The following is a 16,661-nucleotide window of genomic DNA, read 5'->3' as shown; positions in this document are numbered from 1 at the left end:
ATCAATCTACACAAGCGTCGACATAAAATATTCTAACAACTTATCTCTTTCATCGATCTTATTTGCACTTAAAAGCTGAACCATTGCTCCATCAATCACAAATAAAAACATGTAAGCATCTTCAACTGCGGCTGTAACTTTTACGGTTAAAAGCAGCTTATAAATTTCGTTAATGAACCAATTTCGGTAGTCAATAACGAGTTTATAGGCCGCTGGATAAAGCTTTTCAATTTCAAAAATTGCTTTAAATGGCAACCGATAAAAGCCGTTTAAGTTTGCATGTAAAAAGTAGATTTTCTTTAACTTATCGAAAACCATAAGTTCTTGGTACGAATGAATAATAGAAAACACCTCATGTTTTAATGCGTCTTTTTGAAAAGTCAGAGACATCTCAACCAGTTTTTCTTTAGAGTGAAAGTAATTATAAAAGGTGGCTTTTGGGATTTTGGCTTCCTCAATAATTCGGTCAACCCCGATGTAAAACCCATGTTGATTAAATAAATCTTTTGCCGCGTGGAGCACTTGTAGTGCTCTAAATGAAGCTTCTAAATTTGGCATAGACATACCGTTTAAAATAATTTTTTGTTGTATATAAATGAGATAGAAACACCGTCACTCTTAAAATGAGCGATAAAAACAGGCATGTAAAAGTCGCACAATAAAGGTGTGCTCGCCTATCTCGGGTTTATTGTTGCTATGATTTTTTAGTCGTAATGATCTAAAGGTGTAGAAAACCTATAGTCGATTAAACCGTTTTAAAAACTGTTTAAATGGTATGAATAGAGAGAATTTGGCAAAGGCCAAGAAATAAGAAGAATTAGTACGCATAGCGGACTCCTAGATGAAATAGAAGTTCTACCAGATCACTGCTAAATGATTATGGTGGCAGAACGAAGAAGGGTTAGCAGACCAGTCATCTAGGAACCGGCACGCCCGAAGGCGTCCCTCCTCCGTCCTACCGCTACGAAGGGAGACGAACGAGTTCGACACCAAAAAATTGCTTTTCTGATGTGCTAGATGAAAAACGGTCTGCTAAAACCGACTGGCAATTTGGCCAGCAGGCAAAGAATAATCGTAGAGGTTTTGAGTGTCAATGTAATATTGGCCAGAAAACAGTTAAATAATTATTGTTTTTCATTAGATTAGAATATTTAATTACTTTGTTAAAAATTCATTATTAGCTCGTCTTTAGTTAATATGAACTACAACTTAATTATATATTTCATCCACTACTTTAAAATAAGGATAATTATGTTAGACCTAGACGAAATGAATGGAAATTTTTTTAATTTTGATCAAGTAGATACATTCAAAATAGAACATGACCATATAATGAATTGCTACAACTTTGTTTTGATTCTATCTAAGGATTTACATGATCCTTCAGCCCCTAAATTCAATGTATGCTTTAACCATATTTCAGACTTAAGTATGAATGATAGTTTTAGAAATAATTTTCAACAATTCCCGACGTTACTTATCGAAAAGCACAAAAATCAGTGGGAAAATGTTAATTATGAAATCAGACAAGTGGAAGATGAAAACTTAAGTTTCAAATGCAAGAGTTTTACTGCTTTCTTAACTTAATTTTATTTAGTGTCATACATAAAGCTTTTTTATCGGCTTCTTTAATTTGAGGGTGTTGAACAGACCACATGTAACCACAGCTATGAGGTGCTTTATTATTATTTTTCTTGAGTTCATAGGCAATATTTTTTAAAAGCTCTGTGTTTAGCGTACTAATTTTTAAACGTACTTCTGCTAAATCTTGGGGCTTCCAATTGGTTTCCGGACCCGACAACCAGTCTGCACGATATCGGTACTGAATTGCTTTGGCAACATTCATTTGAGTCACAATAAATGACTTCACTGTTTCGCTATTTAAACCAAAAGATTCAGCTTCGGAAATAGATTGATCGAGAACTTTCTTTTCTTGAGTTAAATCTTCAATCGGCAAATGCTGCTCTGCTTTATAACCTGCTACATCCTTCATATAAGATAAACGCTCGTTAATTAAACGGGCAGTCTGATCATATTGATATGCTTGTGCTAATGAAGAAAAGCCCATGAAAACTGCCAACGTACAAACCGCTTTAACAGCTTGCTGAACACGCATAATTTTTGCCACGTAAATACCCTATCGAAATTATTGTTCTGTCATCATTCCAGATCAGTACTGTATTTTAACAACATGCGAAAGTAAAATTTCAAGATAGGCTAAGTTCTTGGCTCCATGCCGAATCAGGCTGCTGATAGATGTGTTGGCACACTTGTTTTACAGATGAAATAAAGTGCTGGTTTTGTCCATCCCATTTCTCAACCATGCAATAGGTGATATGAATACCTTTAGGTTGAAACTCTCTTGCCAATGACTGCGCTAAAGCACGAATACCCGCGAACATGCTTTGACTCAATACATCGTAATGATTCGAGTTGCTAACTGGCGCTCCAAGAAAAATAACCGTACCCCGCTGTTGTTTTAACATAGGCTTAATCACAGCTTGCGCTACACTCACAGCACTTAAACCTGTGGTCTGCCAACGGTGTTCAATCTCTTCTAAAGATAAAGCCTCAATATTTGGCGAAGATGAAAAGTTCGGCTGAAACACACATAGCTCAATTTTGTGGCCGTGATTGGAAATATAACGCACTAAGCCTTTTAAATGATCTGCATTCACCAAGTTCAAATGGAGTGCTGTCACACCATCATTTATAGAATGGACTTGCATATTTTGTGCAGCTGAATCATGCACAACTTGATAAAGGTGTAATGGAAATTGTGCGTTTTTATCTAGAATTACAAAGTCACGCTCAATCAGTTGTAAATCATGACCAGCAACGACAACACAACCCTGCTTTTTTTGAAATCTTAGAAATATTTTTTTTAGCATTTTAGTCTCTCAAAATTTTTCTTGATAAGGGCGTAAATCCAACTCATGTGTCCAAAGCTCAGGCATTTGTTGGTAAAGCATCCAATAGTTTTCCGCAATTGCATCAATATTGAGTCCACCCGTTCCACGCGTAAGACGGGCTAGACGCCCTAGGCCAAATAATGCTTTATTCACTCTATCGCCATCGACCATTCCATCAATAATCACATGAGCAATATGTATGCCTTGTGATTTATAGATTTGAGCTAGATTTAGTGCATAAGCTCGCAAGGCAGATTTACCCATCGTAAAAGCTGCAAAAAAAGGTTTTCCGCGCAAAGAAGCACTCGCCCCAGTAAAAATAAGCGTACCGTAGTTTTGATCTTTAAAGATTTTTAGACAGCTTTGAGAAACTAAATACGCCGATAGAAAAGTGGATTGCCACATTTGAGTAAAAAACGATAGCGGGCTGCGTAAAAAAATTGAGGGAATATTCCCTCCCACATTATGAATTACAGCGGTAATACGCTCATTTTGGCTGGTGATTGTGTCAAACAAGGCCTGGACTTGCTTTACATCTTCTGCATCCAGACGAAATGCAACAGCATCGCCGCCTTTTGAATGAATTTCGGCAGCCACTGCTTCAATTTTTTGGAAAGTACGCCCAGCGACATAAACTTTTAAGCCTTCTTTTGCAAAACGATGGCACACGGCTGCACCAATGCCCTGCGATGCTCCAACGCCAATAACAACTACACAATCTAATCTTTTATCTGGTGTTGCTAATGTCATGGTCGTTTCACCCTGTTTGTTTTTTATACCATAATGCAATAGACGGACGATCCAAAATTTCTTTACTAAATTTTTTGCTTGTGCGTATCACTTCACCGAGTTGAGCCACAACAGCAATATCTGCAATTGTCTGTGAGTCTCCAACCAACCATTCACTTTGTGATAAAACTTGTTCGATACGGTCGAGGTGCCTTCTGAACTCTTCTTCAACATGTTCAGCTTTCATTCGGCCAAGGCCCTGAAAGAAAAGCTGTGTTTTCAATTCGGCTAAAATAAATCCTTTTACCATTGGCTTTTCATAAGATGGGCGGCCAACGCTGCTAATACGAATGGCTTCTTTTAGAGCTTCCGGGTCATTTACGCGTAAATAGACTTCAAAGAAATAAAGAGATTCATCTGCCCAATCTTCCCATAATTCGACAAGAGCTTTTTGATTTGGATCTTCTGGATAAAGCCGTGGTGTATCTGGATAAGTTTCTTCTAGGTAGCGAGTAATTCGGGTACTGTCTTGTATTCGCTGTCCATTATGGTCAATTACAGGTACTTTACCCACTTTACTGAGCAAAGGAACTTTAGCCCCTAAAATGCCGTTATAGTTAACTGTTTCAAATGGAATTCCTTTAAATTTCAGAATTCTTGAAACTTTCTGACAAAATGGGGAAATTTCCCATTGATGCAAAATAATATCCGACATTTGTTCACCTTTATTTTAATTGCCTGCTTTGCTTACTAGTTCTTTTTTAGAACTAATCAATAAATATACAGAATGTATTTTTAAGTCAAACCATTTTTAATGACGAATAAATTTTAAAATGCCAAAATCATTTGATTTATATCGTTTTATGCTCAGCCAGTTTTAATGAATATAATTGAAATTACGCGGAACCATGCTACTAAAATAGAACCGCGTATATTTGGTAAATCAATAAGTCACTGTAACAACAACGCTATCAGAATAATTTCCTGGCGTACTTGCAATGGAAGTACCTTGAGGAATTTTCCCATAAACTGGCGTAGTTTGAGCACTACCTGTTCCAGTGCCAGACACTGCACCTGCTCCCCCAATATTAGTCACTCCACCCGCAGCATCCCAAACCGTACTATAGTTAGAGTCTTTATATAACTGGTAGGGAATAAATTCATTATTGCCATTAGTCATACGTCTAAATCCACCCGCTATACGGTTGTTTCCATCCCCTAAATAAATGCTATATGGCGTTCCATAATTACAGGTCGAATTTACAGCTCCTTGCGCTGTGTAATCATGTTTAGTCGTACTAATATCATTAATATTGCCGAAATCTACAGTTGAGGTTGAGTTTAATTGGCACAAACTTGGTACCACAAAGTTCGCTGTTAGCAACGTATCGCCTGAATCCCACCCCCCAATTAAATCACCGCATGATAAACCCAAAAGATCCATATCCCAATACAACCGAACCGAAGCCGTATAGGTTCCTTTAGGATATGCAATGAGTGACCCCGTTCGGGCTGGTACTTTCACATTTACCGAGTAACTCACAATATTATTTGATGCGATTGTTGCTACTGGTCCATACCACACATTGGAGGTTTGATTCGTGGTAGAAGAGCCAGCTCCACCTACAGTTGCTGTGACAGTGTAAGGTAATGAAACGCTATTATTGGCGTTCGTGTTTCCCGTAAATACGGTTTTCATACACATGAAATTAGAAATCTGGGGAAGTCCTAAATTCGTGCAAGTAATTGTGCCTGAAAGGTTTACAGTTGCATCACTATTAATATTTGCTGCCGTGTAGGTAAAAGTACTATTAGTAGTTCCGCTTACTGTACAAGCAGCATGTGCTGGACTAAAAAAAGCATAAACGAGATAAAATAAGCAAATGCCTATAAAGTATTTTAAAGACAATGAAAATTTCTTATAGCTCTCTATTTGAGCCTTATTCATAATATTTAATGACATATATAAGGTCCCAATTTCTTAGTTGAGTACTGATTACTGTTATATGTGAAGTCAACTTGGCATGAGCCATGATCCAGAAGATCGACTTCAAGTTTGTTTTGCTTTAATAGGTTTGGAATAAATACTTCGCCATCATAGCCAACTACCCCATCTTGTTGCCCATTAATTCGAACCGTATAACCCGGTAATAAAGGTGAATTGTTCGAATCAACAAGTTTTACTAACCCTGAAATAACCTGATGAGCGCCAAAATCAATAAGACCACCTTGGCGATAACCTACAACTGTTTTCTGATCTGTAGATTTAACGCTCCAATTTAAAGGAAGATACGACGGATCTAAATAAATATGATTCTCTTTATATGGCATTAGACTAGGAATCAGAAATCTTCCAGAATTATCGGTTACGCCTAAATTTACCCCGCCATTTATAATCTGACTTTGTGGCCCAGCATTGGTCACAACTGCATAGCCGTCACCAATTTCATTGGCTGCAAAAATCCGCCCTGCTGCCGCAACCAACGATCCTGTCGCTGAAACTGCAACCTGATCGTTATCTCCAATGCGGTTATATCGACCTGTCAGGTAGGCTGCCCGAGCACGGTAAGAAGCATAGACCGATGCATTGTTTTGATTGGCATCCTGATCGCGCTCAACATAGCCACCCCATCCAAATGAGCCGATTTGGGGTTCTGATAAGCCAAATATTTCTTGACGGTAACTCAACCTGCCGCTATCACTAGATACACTTGTAATCGCATTGATTCTAGTAGACGGTGTATAACGCAGCGCAAAGTAAATGCCATAGTCTTTGTGATTTTCATAATCTTTATACGCTGAGCTATAAAATCCCCAGTTCTTGTTCAGGCTTCCACTTAAATTGGCAGACACTAACTTGTAAGAGTTATCGCTAAATTTGATCTGGTTATAACCCAGATAGGCGCTATATCCTTCGTAAAAGTTATAGCTCATCCCTGCCCTAAAAATCTCATCTGCCAGTGCGCTGTAGCTCAGATAGTTTTTGGGTTCAGCATTGGTCTGGTTATCTTTTAAATATCGAATTTGAGACACGCGGGCAAGGTCAAAGTAGTTATCAAATACTTTGCGGTAACTGGTATTAAACGAAATATTCTTACTAATACGCCCTTCTAAACCAACCAAGGCAGAATAACCGTTTTCATCTTTATATTGGCTCGCTGCAATATCAGCATTAATTACCCCAAAACCAAACAGGTTCTTGGCAAAACCAGTGCCCAGATTCGACAGACTATCTGTAGAAGCCTCTGCACCACCACTTAAGGTCAGTGAGTTGCTGTAGCCATATCGAATCGCACCTGATGCAAAGGTGGCATCGTCGTAATCATTTGAATACAACCCATAGTTATAACGAGGAACCCCAACATCTACTGAAAATTCATTGATGCCTTTTGCTAAAATTTTAGATGAAAAATAGTAAGCCTGTTTGGTAATGCTCTGCTGACCTGTTGCATCGGTGGTTACAAGCGTGACTTCATTTCCGGAAATAAACGGGAGCTGTTTAATATCAAATGGACCTGAAGGCACAAGCCCTGAATAAATCTTTTGTTGGTTGACATATAAATCTAGTGTCGAAGGTAGTGCAGCCGAGCCGGAAAATTGTGGTAATGCCGAAGTAACAATATCTCCTCGTTGGGTATAAGCACTCGACCACTGAAAACCTGCCAGACGTACGCTACTTCCCCAGTCAGAACTATTGGAAATAAAGTCCCCTAAGGTATATATCCTGATCTTTTCAGGGTCTACATACTGCCACTTACTCTCTAGGCGCACCCACTTTTCATGGCTATAACTAGTTTCATTACTGCCGTTATATAAAACCCCTGATGAAAAGTTACCAATTGCACTGTTAAAAATCCCTTCTGCCGAACCAGAGAAAACATTCTCGTCATTAGTCAGGGTGTGATAGAGGCTATAGTTCAGAATAGCCGCATTTAAGGGCTTCATTTTCAGTAAATGAGGGCTTGTGAGCTGCTGACCATTTAAGTCAACTGCATAGCCTGCCAACATGCTGGACGGAACTTGTAAGTTTAGAGATTGTTCATTCTCTAAATATTTAAACTGAATTCCTTTTAGCTCATTAATACACACCCATTGGCTATCTGGAGTATGCTCATCCATTTTAACTCTTAAATTTTTTAAGGCACCAGAGCGAATATATAGCTTTCCATCCTTAGATTGCTTCACGGCAACCAAGTCTTCAGCGGCATTTGAATTAATAGAAATAATTAAAAAAAGCTGAGTAAAATTAAGATATTGTTCCTCTCCATTGGTATTCACCTGTACATATTTATTATTGCTATCTATAGATTTAGGAACACTGGGAATTGGAGTGTTCGTATTATCTTGGAGTTGCTCAGCAAAAGAATACACAGGAAGATATGCAACACATAAGACACCTATAATGTATTTCATAGAAGCCTCTTAAAGTGTGGTTTTCTTACCATTAACTGTCAGAGAAACGCTGTATTTATGATTTGGCTGATATGTAAAATTATTAATAGAGTAGCTTCGTGCCTGCTCCGCAAGAATATAACCATTCACGGTATTTACTTTAATGGGATAGCTTTTATTCGCTGTGGTATCCACAAGCGCTAAGTCATTTAAAAGTGCATGCCTGTTTCCAATATTGCTAATATTTAAGGAAGGTACCTCCTGATTAGCATCAATTTTCCAATTCAATTGAGTAATCGCGTCTTTATTTACTACAAATACAGGCAATGACGAGCGTAAAAGTACGTTAACCCCTTGAGCTGCTTTACGGCTATCAATCGGTTTTGGTAGTTCATCAATAATAATGCGATACGTTTTTTCACCAGAAACGGGTGCTGGATTAATTCTAACTACACGCAAGTTATAAGAATCATTAGACTGTAATTTTAAAAATGGCGGGCTAATTGCGATTTCATCTGTAGGTGTTAACTGATCCTGTCCATTTTTCTGAGTCCATTCAAATACACGAATCTGCAAATCACTACTTTCATTCGATTGATTAAATAAACTAATTGAAGCAGCACTCTGATTACTTAATATTTCTACATTCACAGGCGAAAGACGAATTGTAGCGGCGTTAATATTGTTAGATGATAAAGATAAGAATAATCCCGTAATAATAAAGATATTTTTTTTCATGATTTACTCAAATATAACTTTTTTAATGTGTTAGCCCTTTCAAAAGGGCTAACAATATTTATAATTTATAAAAATTAATAAGTTACTGTTATTGTCACTGTATCAAGATAGCTACCCGCACTCGGCAGCGTTGAGCCAGCAGGAATACGGCCATATACATTCACTGTTTGTACTGCACCACTACCAGTTCCACTATAGGCAGTCGTTGCAATGCCGATTGCTGTGGCATGCCCCGAATCTGAGTAGAGGTTATAAGGAATATATTCGTTGCTTGTTGCACCACCAATCATACGACGTTGAGTCGTCTGAGCATTTTGCCCAGCATCGAAAGCCAAGGTCCACGGCACAGTGTTGTTACAAAGGACTTTGATTGAGGTACCACCTGTGGTTGTGGTGTCTGCATCTACGTTGCTAGCAAGAGAACTTAAAGTCCCAAAGTCTAAAACCGCATTCGCTGTTGTACCTGTAGCGGAAGTATTCAATACACAACTATTCGTTACTGTTGCCTTAACAGTTAATGTACCCGTTGCTGTAGCTGCATTTGCTGAATTGAGAGAAAATAATGCTATAGCAATTACTGATAAATGAAAAAAAGTCTTTTTCATAGTCAAAACCTTTTAAATTAAATTGTTAAAACTAATAGATATAAAAAATTTAGCACTTATTCTTACAATCATTTTTTATTTGACTGCTCCTTTTAAAGTTTATTTTTTTACCCTATTTTTAAACATCATACATAAAAACAATTAAAATGCATGAACTTATTATTATTTTAATTTCTAATTAACAAAATATAATTACTCAAACCAACCCCACAGATACAAAAACTAACACAGCAAAAAATCAACCTATTGATTTAAATAATTTAAATAAAACCTTCACAAAGTTTATTAAGTAAAATTTAAATAAATATGTCAAAAATTCAGCTAATTTTATGAAACTAAATGCTAAATACAGATTTACTTACTTTATTTTTATATTATTGCTCTCTTAAATTTTGATTGTATATGATTACTTAAAGATAAATTTCAAACACACTATCAAAGATTATAATTTAAATAAAAGTAAAATGATGAGCAGTGTGGCTAAAGACGAATCACTATAAGGAAATTTTTATTTTTTAAGCGTTAAATCGCTATAGAGATATATAAAAATAAAGGCCTCTTCCGAGACCTTTATTTTTTATATTTAAGTATAATTAAACACTCAACATACTATTTAAAGTTTCAGAGACATTTTTCGATTTCACTTTAGGCTGCAATGCTTGCAAAGCCTGTTGCACTTGAGTCCGCTGAGGTTCTGCCAAAGTGTACCAACGCGACAATACTTGTAACAGTCGTGAACCTAAAATTGGGTTCTTCTCGTCTAGATATTGTGCAAGGTTAATAAAGTGAACTACACCAAAGCCCCACGTGTTTTCAGGATTATTTGATAATCCTCCACTCACCGCACGAATACGGTTTGGAGTTGTTAAATCATAATCAGGATGTTGAGTGAGGTATTCAATTGTTTCAGTTGTCGCATTCGGATTTGCAGCCTGAATCATAAACCACTGATCTAAAGATAAAGCTTCATCTTTAAAACGGTCATAGAAATCAGCAAGTACATCTTGAGCTTGAGGCGCATTTTGCCATACCAGTACACGTAGCGCACCTAATCGTTCAGACATATTACCTGTGTTCTGATATTGCACATGTGCGAGTTCAAATGCGGTTTGATCACCCTGACGAGCCATCATCATCAGCATGATGTTCTTTAACGCACGCACGCCCATTGCTAAAGAAAATTCTTTTTGCAAATCTGGGTCAAGTGTAAGGTAAGTATCTTTCCAGAATGAACCCAACTCTTGTGCTAAACGATTGAGCAATGCTTCACGTTTTACATGAATATCAGCTGGTGCATAGTTCTGATCGATACGACTACCCAAATAACCTTCGCTTGGTACATCAAACAAACGCGATGCCAATAGCGGGTCGCGGCCGACTAACTCAGGCAAAGTACGTTGAATTGCCTGAATGTATGCATCAGCAGAATGGTCTTCTAGCAAAATACGTTCAAGCAAAGTTTGCGTTGCTTGCCATTGGTTAAAACCATTCGTTTCGTGCTGAATTAAGAAAGCTAATTCTTCATCGGTATAATTAAACACAAGATTTACGGGTGCAGAGAAATTACGGAGTAGCGAAACAACTGGTTGTTCAGTCACACCTGTAAATTCAATGCTTGCCTCGTCTTGATCAAACAAGTACACGCCATCTTTAACATCGTTTACAAATAGGCTGTCACTGTGCAAAGTATATTGCTCACCTGTTTTAGCATTAAAGAGTGCTAAAGCCACAGGAATCGGAACAGCTTTTAAATTTGGGTATTTAGGATGTGCTTTCAGGCTTTGTTTAAAGCTTAAACGGTAAGTTTGTGCTGCTGCATCATATTCACCTTTTGCTTCAAGCTTTGGTGTACCTGGTTGGTTATACCAAGTTAAGAATGCAGATAAATCTACACCAGAACCCGCTGTTAAAGCAGCAACCCAATCTTCTACAGTCACGGCTTGTCCATCATGACGGCGGAAATACTCATCAGTCCCTTGACGGTATTTTTCTTTACCTAACAAGGTCGACATCATGCGGTTAATTTCCGCACCTTTTTCATAGACAGTCGCCGTATAGAAGTTATTAATTTCCACAAAGTGATCTGGACGCGGCGGGTGCGATAATGGACCTGCATCTTCAGGGAACTGGTGTGATTTCAGCACAGCGACATCATCAATACGTTGAACCGCAGCAGATTGTAAATCTTCAGAGAATGACTGATCACGGAATACGGTTAAGCCTTCTTTTAAGCAGAGCTGGAACCAGTCACGGCAAGTAATACGGTTCCCTGTCCAGTTATGGAAGTATTCATGGGCAATCACAGACTGTACACGCATAATCGCAGCATCAGTCGTGTACTCTTCATCAGCAAGTACGCATGCAGTATTAAAGATATTTAAACCTTTATTTTCCATTGCGCCCATGTTGAACTGACTGACTGCAACAATCATATAGTTGTCGAGATCATAAGGACGACCATAATGTTCTTCATCCCAACGCATCGAATGCTTTAATGCTTCCATCGCAATATGACATTTTGGAATATCTTTCTCAATTGCATAGATTTCTAAAGCAACATCACGTCCTTCAGAGGTCGTATAGCGATCTTTAAGAACTGCTAAATCACCAATGACACAAGCAAATAAATAGCTTGGCTTTTTGGTCGGATCTTGCCAAATCGCGAAGTGACGGTTTTCACCAGCCTCACCTGTTTCTAGCAAATTACCATTGGCAAGTAGCACTGGATATTTTTTGTCTGCTTCTACGCGTGTAGTAAATACAGAGAGTACATCTGGGCGGTCTGGATAGAACGTGATTTTGCGGAAACCTTCAGGTTCGTTCTGCGTTACAAACAAGTCATCTGCTTTATATAAGCCTTCTAATTGAGTATTTGTTTCAGGATGAATAATGACTTGAGTTTGTAAAATGACCTCATCTGGTGCATCAGTGATCACCAGTTGTTCACTATCGAGTGAATATTGTGCAGGAGTGAGAATTTGTCCATTTAACTGAACAGACTGTAATTCTAGGTCACGGCCTAATAGCACCAGATCTCCAGCAGTTTGACGCTTCATCACTAATGTCGAATCAACAATTGTTTTGTCATCATATACTTGGATATCAAGATTAATTGATTCAACCAAGAACGCAGGTTTTTGATAATCTTTTAAATAAACTGTCTGATCTGCCTGAACTGGAGGCTGCGCCGCAATATTCATCTTTATTCCTTATATACTCGTCTAAACGGTAGTATGAGTCGTCATGAAATATCATACGCCAAGTCATACATACTGTATTTGATTACCTTTATGAAATTAATGGGACTTCATTTATACATTTCAAATTAGAATCTTGTTTTATTAGCACAGATTAGACCAAATTTACGATAATCGTTGTTTATATAAGCAATCTATACAATAAAAATAAAACACCTTTAGCTTTTAACATTTTTTAGAGTCAGCTTACATTTTGGGCATGGTTCTTGCCTAATTAAATATACCAATATGGGTATCTAAATTAGAACAAGAGGTGTAAGCATGGAATTTAAAGCACATTTTCATCGACTAGAGAACATTAAAGCTATTCATGATCTATCAGCAGCAGGACTCGATCACCATGTGATTGCCGTGTTCTTATCTGCGGAAGGTATTTCTATTACAACTCAGGAGGTTACTTCTATTGTTAATACTTACGATGCGTTAGGGAAATTGAAATTACCAAGTAAAAAAGTACAGGCGCTTATTAAGGCCAAAAAGCTTGGCCAAAATGATGAGAGCTTGCCGTGCCCTGTTTAATTCAACTTTTTAACTCACGATGAAAACCTAAAATCGAAACATAGATTTTAGGTTTTTCTATTTTAGCAACAAACGAAAGTGGCAATCTCAGCCATCTATAGCTCGGCTGTGTATAATAGCCCCATCATTTTTATTTTATGTTCGGAGCAAAATGGCCTTACAAATTCTACAGAAACAGCTAGATGAAAGTAGCCATTGTCCTCTCTGCCAAGCTTCAATGTACTGGGTAGATGCCGAGCAATTTGAACAAGACATTCAATTCCATGAATGCAGTCATTGTCAGCACCGTCTATTTAAAGATCAAAGAATGACTTGCCACTGTGATACATGCACAAAACAACGCAAAAAGCTTCTACAACAAACACGCCTACAAGAACAACGACAATTTAAGTCAAAAGAACAACCTCAACGCAGTCTGGAACAGCTCAGCTTTTTACATAAACTGTTCTTGCTAAGTCTCCTAGACGACTATGCCCGTGAAGAAATCGCTCATGATGAATATATTCATTGGGACAAAATTAAATACCATCACATCACGCCTAACTGGATGTTTCAGAGCTATTTAATTAAACAGTTGCATAAAGATGGCATTTTGAATGCAAATGACCAAACTGATGACCCACAATGTTTTCACTTAAATATTCGTTTAGATGGCTACAGCGATCCAAGTTTATTTAGTGTGGCTCAGCAACTACGTAATTGGTTTTATGAAAACTTAAGTTTTGGTATTCCTTTTCGTAGTGCAGATGAAGTGAAAGACGTACTTTTTCAGGTGCTCTATCAGGAAATTATCCAGTTCATGCAGTTCTACTGCCGAACTTGGGGTATCCAAATTGCTGGAAATTCAAACTTTCAAAGCTTTTGCTATCGTTTAATGGATTCACTCGCAATTGGGCAGATTTATTATCTGGTACAAACTGCACTCGAATATCTGTATAAACAAAAAGTTTTACAGCCTCGCAATGATAAGTTTATTAATACCAATCTATTAAAGAAGACTTTAGAACAATATCGCGAAAGAGCCGTGACCGAAAAGTGGGAAACCTCTATGCTCCCTCGTCCTCACAATATTCCTTACAGTAAAATGAGTTATATTTTGCTTAATCGTTTCTTAGGGTACGACGAACAGATATTTGTGCAACCTGTATGGAAAGCATGGCGAAAAATTGAACCACGTTTAAACTTTTATTCTGTCAAACGTTGTATGTATTGTGGTTCAAATGATTTAACCGTTGACTATGATGCAGCAGATTATGTTTCTTTGATTTGCCAAAAATGTAAGCATCAAGACCACTATTTTACCCACTAAATTTATAATCACTTTGGCTTACTAGGGATAATAATATGACATCGACATCTAGTTTGATTGAACAGGTCATTGAAGCTTGGCAGTACATGCAAGCCAAAACGCCTCTTGTACAATGTATTACCAATAGCGTTGCTGCAAACTATACGGCCAATGTATTACTCGCGTCTGGTGCTTCGCCTGCGATGATTGATAATCCTTATGAAGCCGAAAGCTTTACCAAAATCGCATCGGCCTTGAGCATTAATTTAGGTACGCCCACCACTGAGCAAATGCAAGCCATGCAGATCTCAGCTAAAACAGCTCAGCTAAATGATATTCCATGGGTACTTGATCCGGTTGGCTATGGCCCAATTTTAGCTTGGCGTAGTCAAATGACAGACGAGCTTTTACAATTTAAGCCAAGCATTATTCGTGGTAATGCTTCAGAAATCAGTACGCTTGCAGGTAATCAGGTTCAATCTAAGGGTGTAGATAGCACCCTAAGTAGTGATGATGTCTATCGACAGGCTTACGCGCTATTAGTACACACAGACTGTATCGCAATTTCAGGCGAGTCAGATTACATTCTGTCTAAAGAACTGGATGTCGTTATCCAAATTAACGGCGGCAGCCCCTTACAACCTAAAATTACGGCAACAGGATGTGCTTTGGGTGCATTAATCGCTGCATATAGTGCGGTAACGACTCCAACCATTGCAGCGCTTTCAGCTCATATACATTTTGCAATTGCGGGTAAACTTGCATCCAATCAGGCACAAACCATGGGAAGTTTTAGTACCATTTTTATGGATTATATTCATATGTTAGATGCCAACCTGATTGAGCAATATGCAAATATCAAACTATTTGGTTTAAAGGCATAACCACAAGAAGTTATGCCTTTGTGGGTAACGGACTACTTTAAAAGTAAATAGATATCTGTAATAAGATCACATTCTTTCACATCATGCACAAAGTTATGATAGTGAAAGAAAACTGGATAATCCCCAGCTTCTTCAGGCTGCTCAGGTAACCAGTTTTTAAAAATGTAATATACGCTATCTTTAATCTGGTCATGGCTACCCAAATGTCTTACGGTCGCGTAACGTCCGGCAGGAATTTCCCCTGTTTGTACGCCATAAATATTTTCAGGTACAGTGGTTTCAATTGACCCTGCAATGTCAAACCTAAACGCGTCTGATGGCGTTTGTTCAGGGTCAGAAAAAGGAATGCCATACGTTCTTGATTTAGTCACGGGTGATAAACCCGTTTCTTTACGCCAAGCAATAAAACGCGCAGCAGTTTCAAAAACTTTATCTTGACTTCCCAGATGCGACAGATACGCAATCTTTTGGGCAGGACGCTCAACAATATTTACATTCATTTTTAGCTCACTTTTCGGAAGTGTAAAAACAAACTTCTGGTGCCAAGATTCCCAGTCCGGTTTATCTCTAAAAGCCCGAGGAGTTTGATCAAATGAACGCTTAAATGCACGAGTAAATGCCTCTGGACTATCAAACCCTGCTTGTAATGCAATCTCAATAATTTTGAGATCGGGTTCAAAAGCCAATTGAAAAGAGGCCCGCTTTAAACGAGAAAGTTGAATAAACTTCATCACATTTAAACCAATATGAACGGCAAAAATACGATGAAAATGAAATTTGGATAAGGCTGCAATCTGGCTCAATCGATCAACATCTAAATCTTCATCTAAATGTCTTTGAATATAATCGCAAACCAGTTGCAGCTTTTGTGTATATACAGCCATACATTTATGTCTGTTCATTCGATAGCACTACTTTTACATAGTGCTGATCTCTATTCTTGATCGAAATTGCGCTTTTTAAAGTTATACAACTTGCTTAAAATAATCTTCTTTTGGCATATCAACAAGTTCAACACACAATTGAATTTCTTTATTAAATTCTTGTTGTAGATAATTTTTATTGCTGAGTGCCGCTAACAACTGATCACCCATCAGTTGTTTTTGCTCTGCATTTCTTCCCGACAAAATATAAACTTTTACATGAATATAAGCCTGTTCTAGTCCCAAACCAATTAGGAAAACATCATCTTTACGCGCACGGCTTTTAATGTCTTCTGGGCTAAACAACTCTGTTTCAATGAGCGTTGTATTAATTTCTTTAAGTAATTGTTTTGCGTTTAATCCAGTTAAGTTATCTGAATAATCAACTACAATGTGCGGCATAGCCACCTCAAT

The 16,661-nt window shown here is 37.8% G+C and carries 16 protein-coding genes; 4 read left to right on the top strand and 12 right to left on the bottom strand.

Annotated features, from left to right (window positions below):
* Positions 1-6: 6 nt before the first annotated feature.
* Positions 7-558, bottom strand: coding sequence for a TetR/AcrR family transcriptional regulator (locus tag ACB088_RS04460; protein ID WP_375038125.1), 552 nt, complete (start codon positions 556-558; stop codon positions 7-9).
* Positions 559-1,251: 693 nt separating this feature from the next.
* Here ACB088_RS04460 and ACB088_RS04455 point away from each other — a divergent pair.
* On the top strand, positions 1,252-1,587 hold the full coding sequence (locus tag ACB088_RS04455) for a hypothetical protein (protein ID WP_375038124.1): 336 nt from the start codon (positions 1,252-1,254) through the stop codon (positions 1,585-1,587).
* Here ACB088_RS04455 and ACB088_RS04450 read toward each other — a convergent pair.
* The 9 genes from ACB088_RS04450 to pepN all read right to left on the bottom strand — a co-directional run bounded on the left by ACB088_RS04450 (position 1,568) and on the right by pepN (position 12,576).
* Entirely contained in the window at positions 1,568-2,116 is a 549-nt protein-coding gene (locus tag ACB088_RS04450) for a chorismate mutase (protein ID WP_133747232.1), read from the bottom strand. The genes ACB088_RS04455 and ACB088_RS04450 overlap by 20 nt on opposite strands.
* Positions 2,117-2,207: 91 nt before the next feature.
* Complete coding sequence (locus ACB088_RS04445) at positions 2,208-2,891, bottom strand: SDR family NAD(P)-dependent oxidoreductase (protein WP_375038123.1); 684 nt, start codon at positions 2,889-2,891, stop codon at positions 2,208-2,210.
* A gap of 9 nt (positions 2,892-2,900) precedes the next feature.
* Entirely contained in the window at positions 2,901-3,662 is a 762-nt protein-coding gene (locus ACB088_RS04440) for an SDR family NAD(P)-dependent oxidoreductase (protein ID WP_133746858.1), read from the bottom strand.
* Positions 3,663-3,669: 7 nt separating this feature from the next.
* On the bottom strand, positions 3,670-4,356 hold the full coding sequence (locus tag ACB088_RS04435; RefSeq protein ID WP_133746859.1) for a glutathione S-transferase family protein: 687 nt from the start codon (positions 4,354-4,356) through the stop codon (positions 3,670-3,672).
* A gap of 228 nt (positions 4,357-4,584) precedes the next feature.
* Positions 4,585-5,604 carry a spore coat U domain-containing protein gene (locus ACB088_RS04430; RefSeq protein ID WP_375038122.1) on the bottom strand — a complete coding sequence of 340 codons (1,020 nt, stop codon included), beginning with the start codon at positions 5,602-5,604 and terminating at the stop codon, positions 4,585-4,587.
* Positions 5,595-8,054 (bottom strand): fimbria/pilus outer membrane usher protein, encoded by a 2,460-nt coding sequence (locus ACB088_RS04425; RefSeq protein WP_375038121.1) that lies wholly within the window; start codon positions 8,052-8,054, stop codon positions 5,595-5,597. The genes ACB088_RS04430 and ACB088_RS04425 overlap by 10 nt, the downstream gene beginning before the upstream one ends.
* 9 nt (positions 8,055-8,063) lie before the next feature.
* The gene (locus tag ACB088_RS04420) at positions 8,064-8,771 is read right to left on the bottom strand and encodes a fimbria/pilus periplasmic chaperone (protein WP_133746862.1); all 708 of its coding nucleotides are present in this window, start codon (positions 8,769-8,771) and stop codon (positions 8,064-8,066) included.
* A gap of 74 nt (positions 8,772-8,845) precedes the next feature.
* The gene (locus tag ACB088_RS04415; RefSeq protein ID WP_198495542.1) at positions 8,846-9,382 is read right to left on the bottom strand and encodes a spore coat U domain-containing protein; all 537 of its coding nucleotides are present in this window, start codon (positions 9,380-9,382) and stop codon (positions 8,846-8,848) included.
* Positions 9,383-9,969: 587 nt separating this feature from the next.
* Complete coding sequence (gene pepN / locus ACB088_RS04410) at positions 9,970-12,576, bottom strand: aminopeptidase N (RefSeq protein ID WP_375038120.1); 2,607 nt, start codon at positions 12,574-12,576, stop codon at positions 9,970-9,972.
* Between the two features lie 318 nt (positions 12,577-12,894).
* On the opposite strand from pepN, the gene ACB088_RS04405 reads away from it, so the two are divergent.
* From ACB088_RS04405 to thiM, 3 genes are all read left to right on the top strand, one after another.
* Positions 12,895-13,152: a hypothetical protein gene (locus ACB088_RS04405; RefSeq protein WP_004643236.1), complete on the top strand. Its 258-nt coding sequence runs from the start codon at positions 12,895-12,897 to the stop codon at positions 13,150-13,152.
* Positions 13,153-13,303: 151 nt separating this feature from the next.
* Entirely contained in the window at positions 13,304-14,461 is a 1,158-nt protein-coding gene (locus ACB088_RS04400; RefSeq protein ID WP_005039760.1) for a hypothetical protein, read from the top strand.
* A gap of 35 nt (positions 14,462-14,496) precedes the next feature.
* Positions 14,497-15,324 carry a hydroxyethylthiazole kinase gene (gene thiM / locus ACB088_RS04395; RefSeq protein ID WP_375038119.1) on the top strand — a complete coding sequence of 276 codons (828 nt, stop codon included), beginning with the start codon at positions 14,497-14,499 and terminating at the stop codon, positions 15,322-15,324.
* A gap of 32 nt (positions 15,325-15,356) precedes the next feature.
* Here the strand turns inward: thiM and ACB088_RS04390 are convergent, their stop codons facing one another.
* Positions 15,357-16,208 carry a GyrI-like domain-containing protein gene (locus ACB088_RS04390; RefSeq protein WP_375038772.1) on the bottom strand — a complete coding sequence of 284 codons (852 nt, stop codon included), beginning with the start codon at positions 16,206-16,208 and terminating at the stop codon, positions 15,357-15,359.
* 81 nt (positions 16,209-16,289) lie between these two features.
* On the bottom strand, positions 16,290-16,649 hold the full coding sequence (locus ACB088_RS04385) for a 5-carboxymethyl-2-hydroxymuconate Delta-isomerase (protein WP_213031116.1): 360 nt from the start codon (positions 16,647-16,649) through the stop codon (positions 16,290-16,292).
* Between the last annotated feature and the right edge of the window lie 12 nt (positions 16,650-16,661).

Source organism: Acinetobacter sp. RW6 (genome assembly GCF_041956835.1).
Taxonomy (GTDB): domain Bacteria; phylum Pseudomonadota; class Gammaproteobacteria; order Pseudomonadales; family Moraxellaceae; genus Acinetobacter; species Acinetobacter calcoaceticus.
The sequence above is the reverse complement of the archived record's forward strand: the minus strand, read 5'-3'. Positions and strand labels throughout refer to the sequence as shown.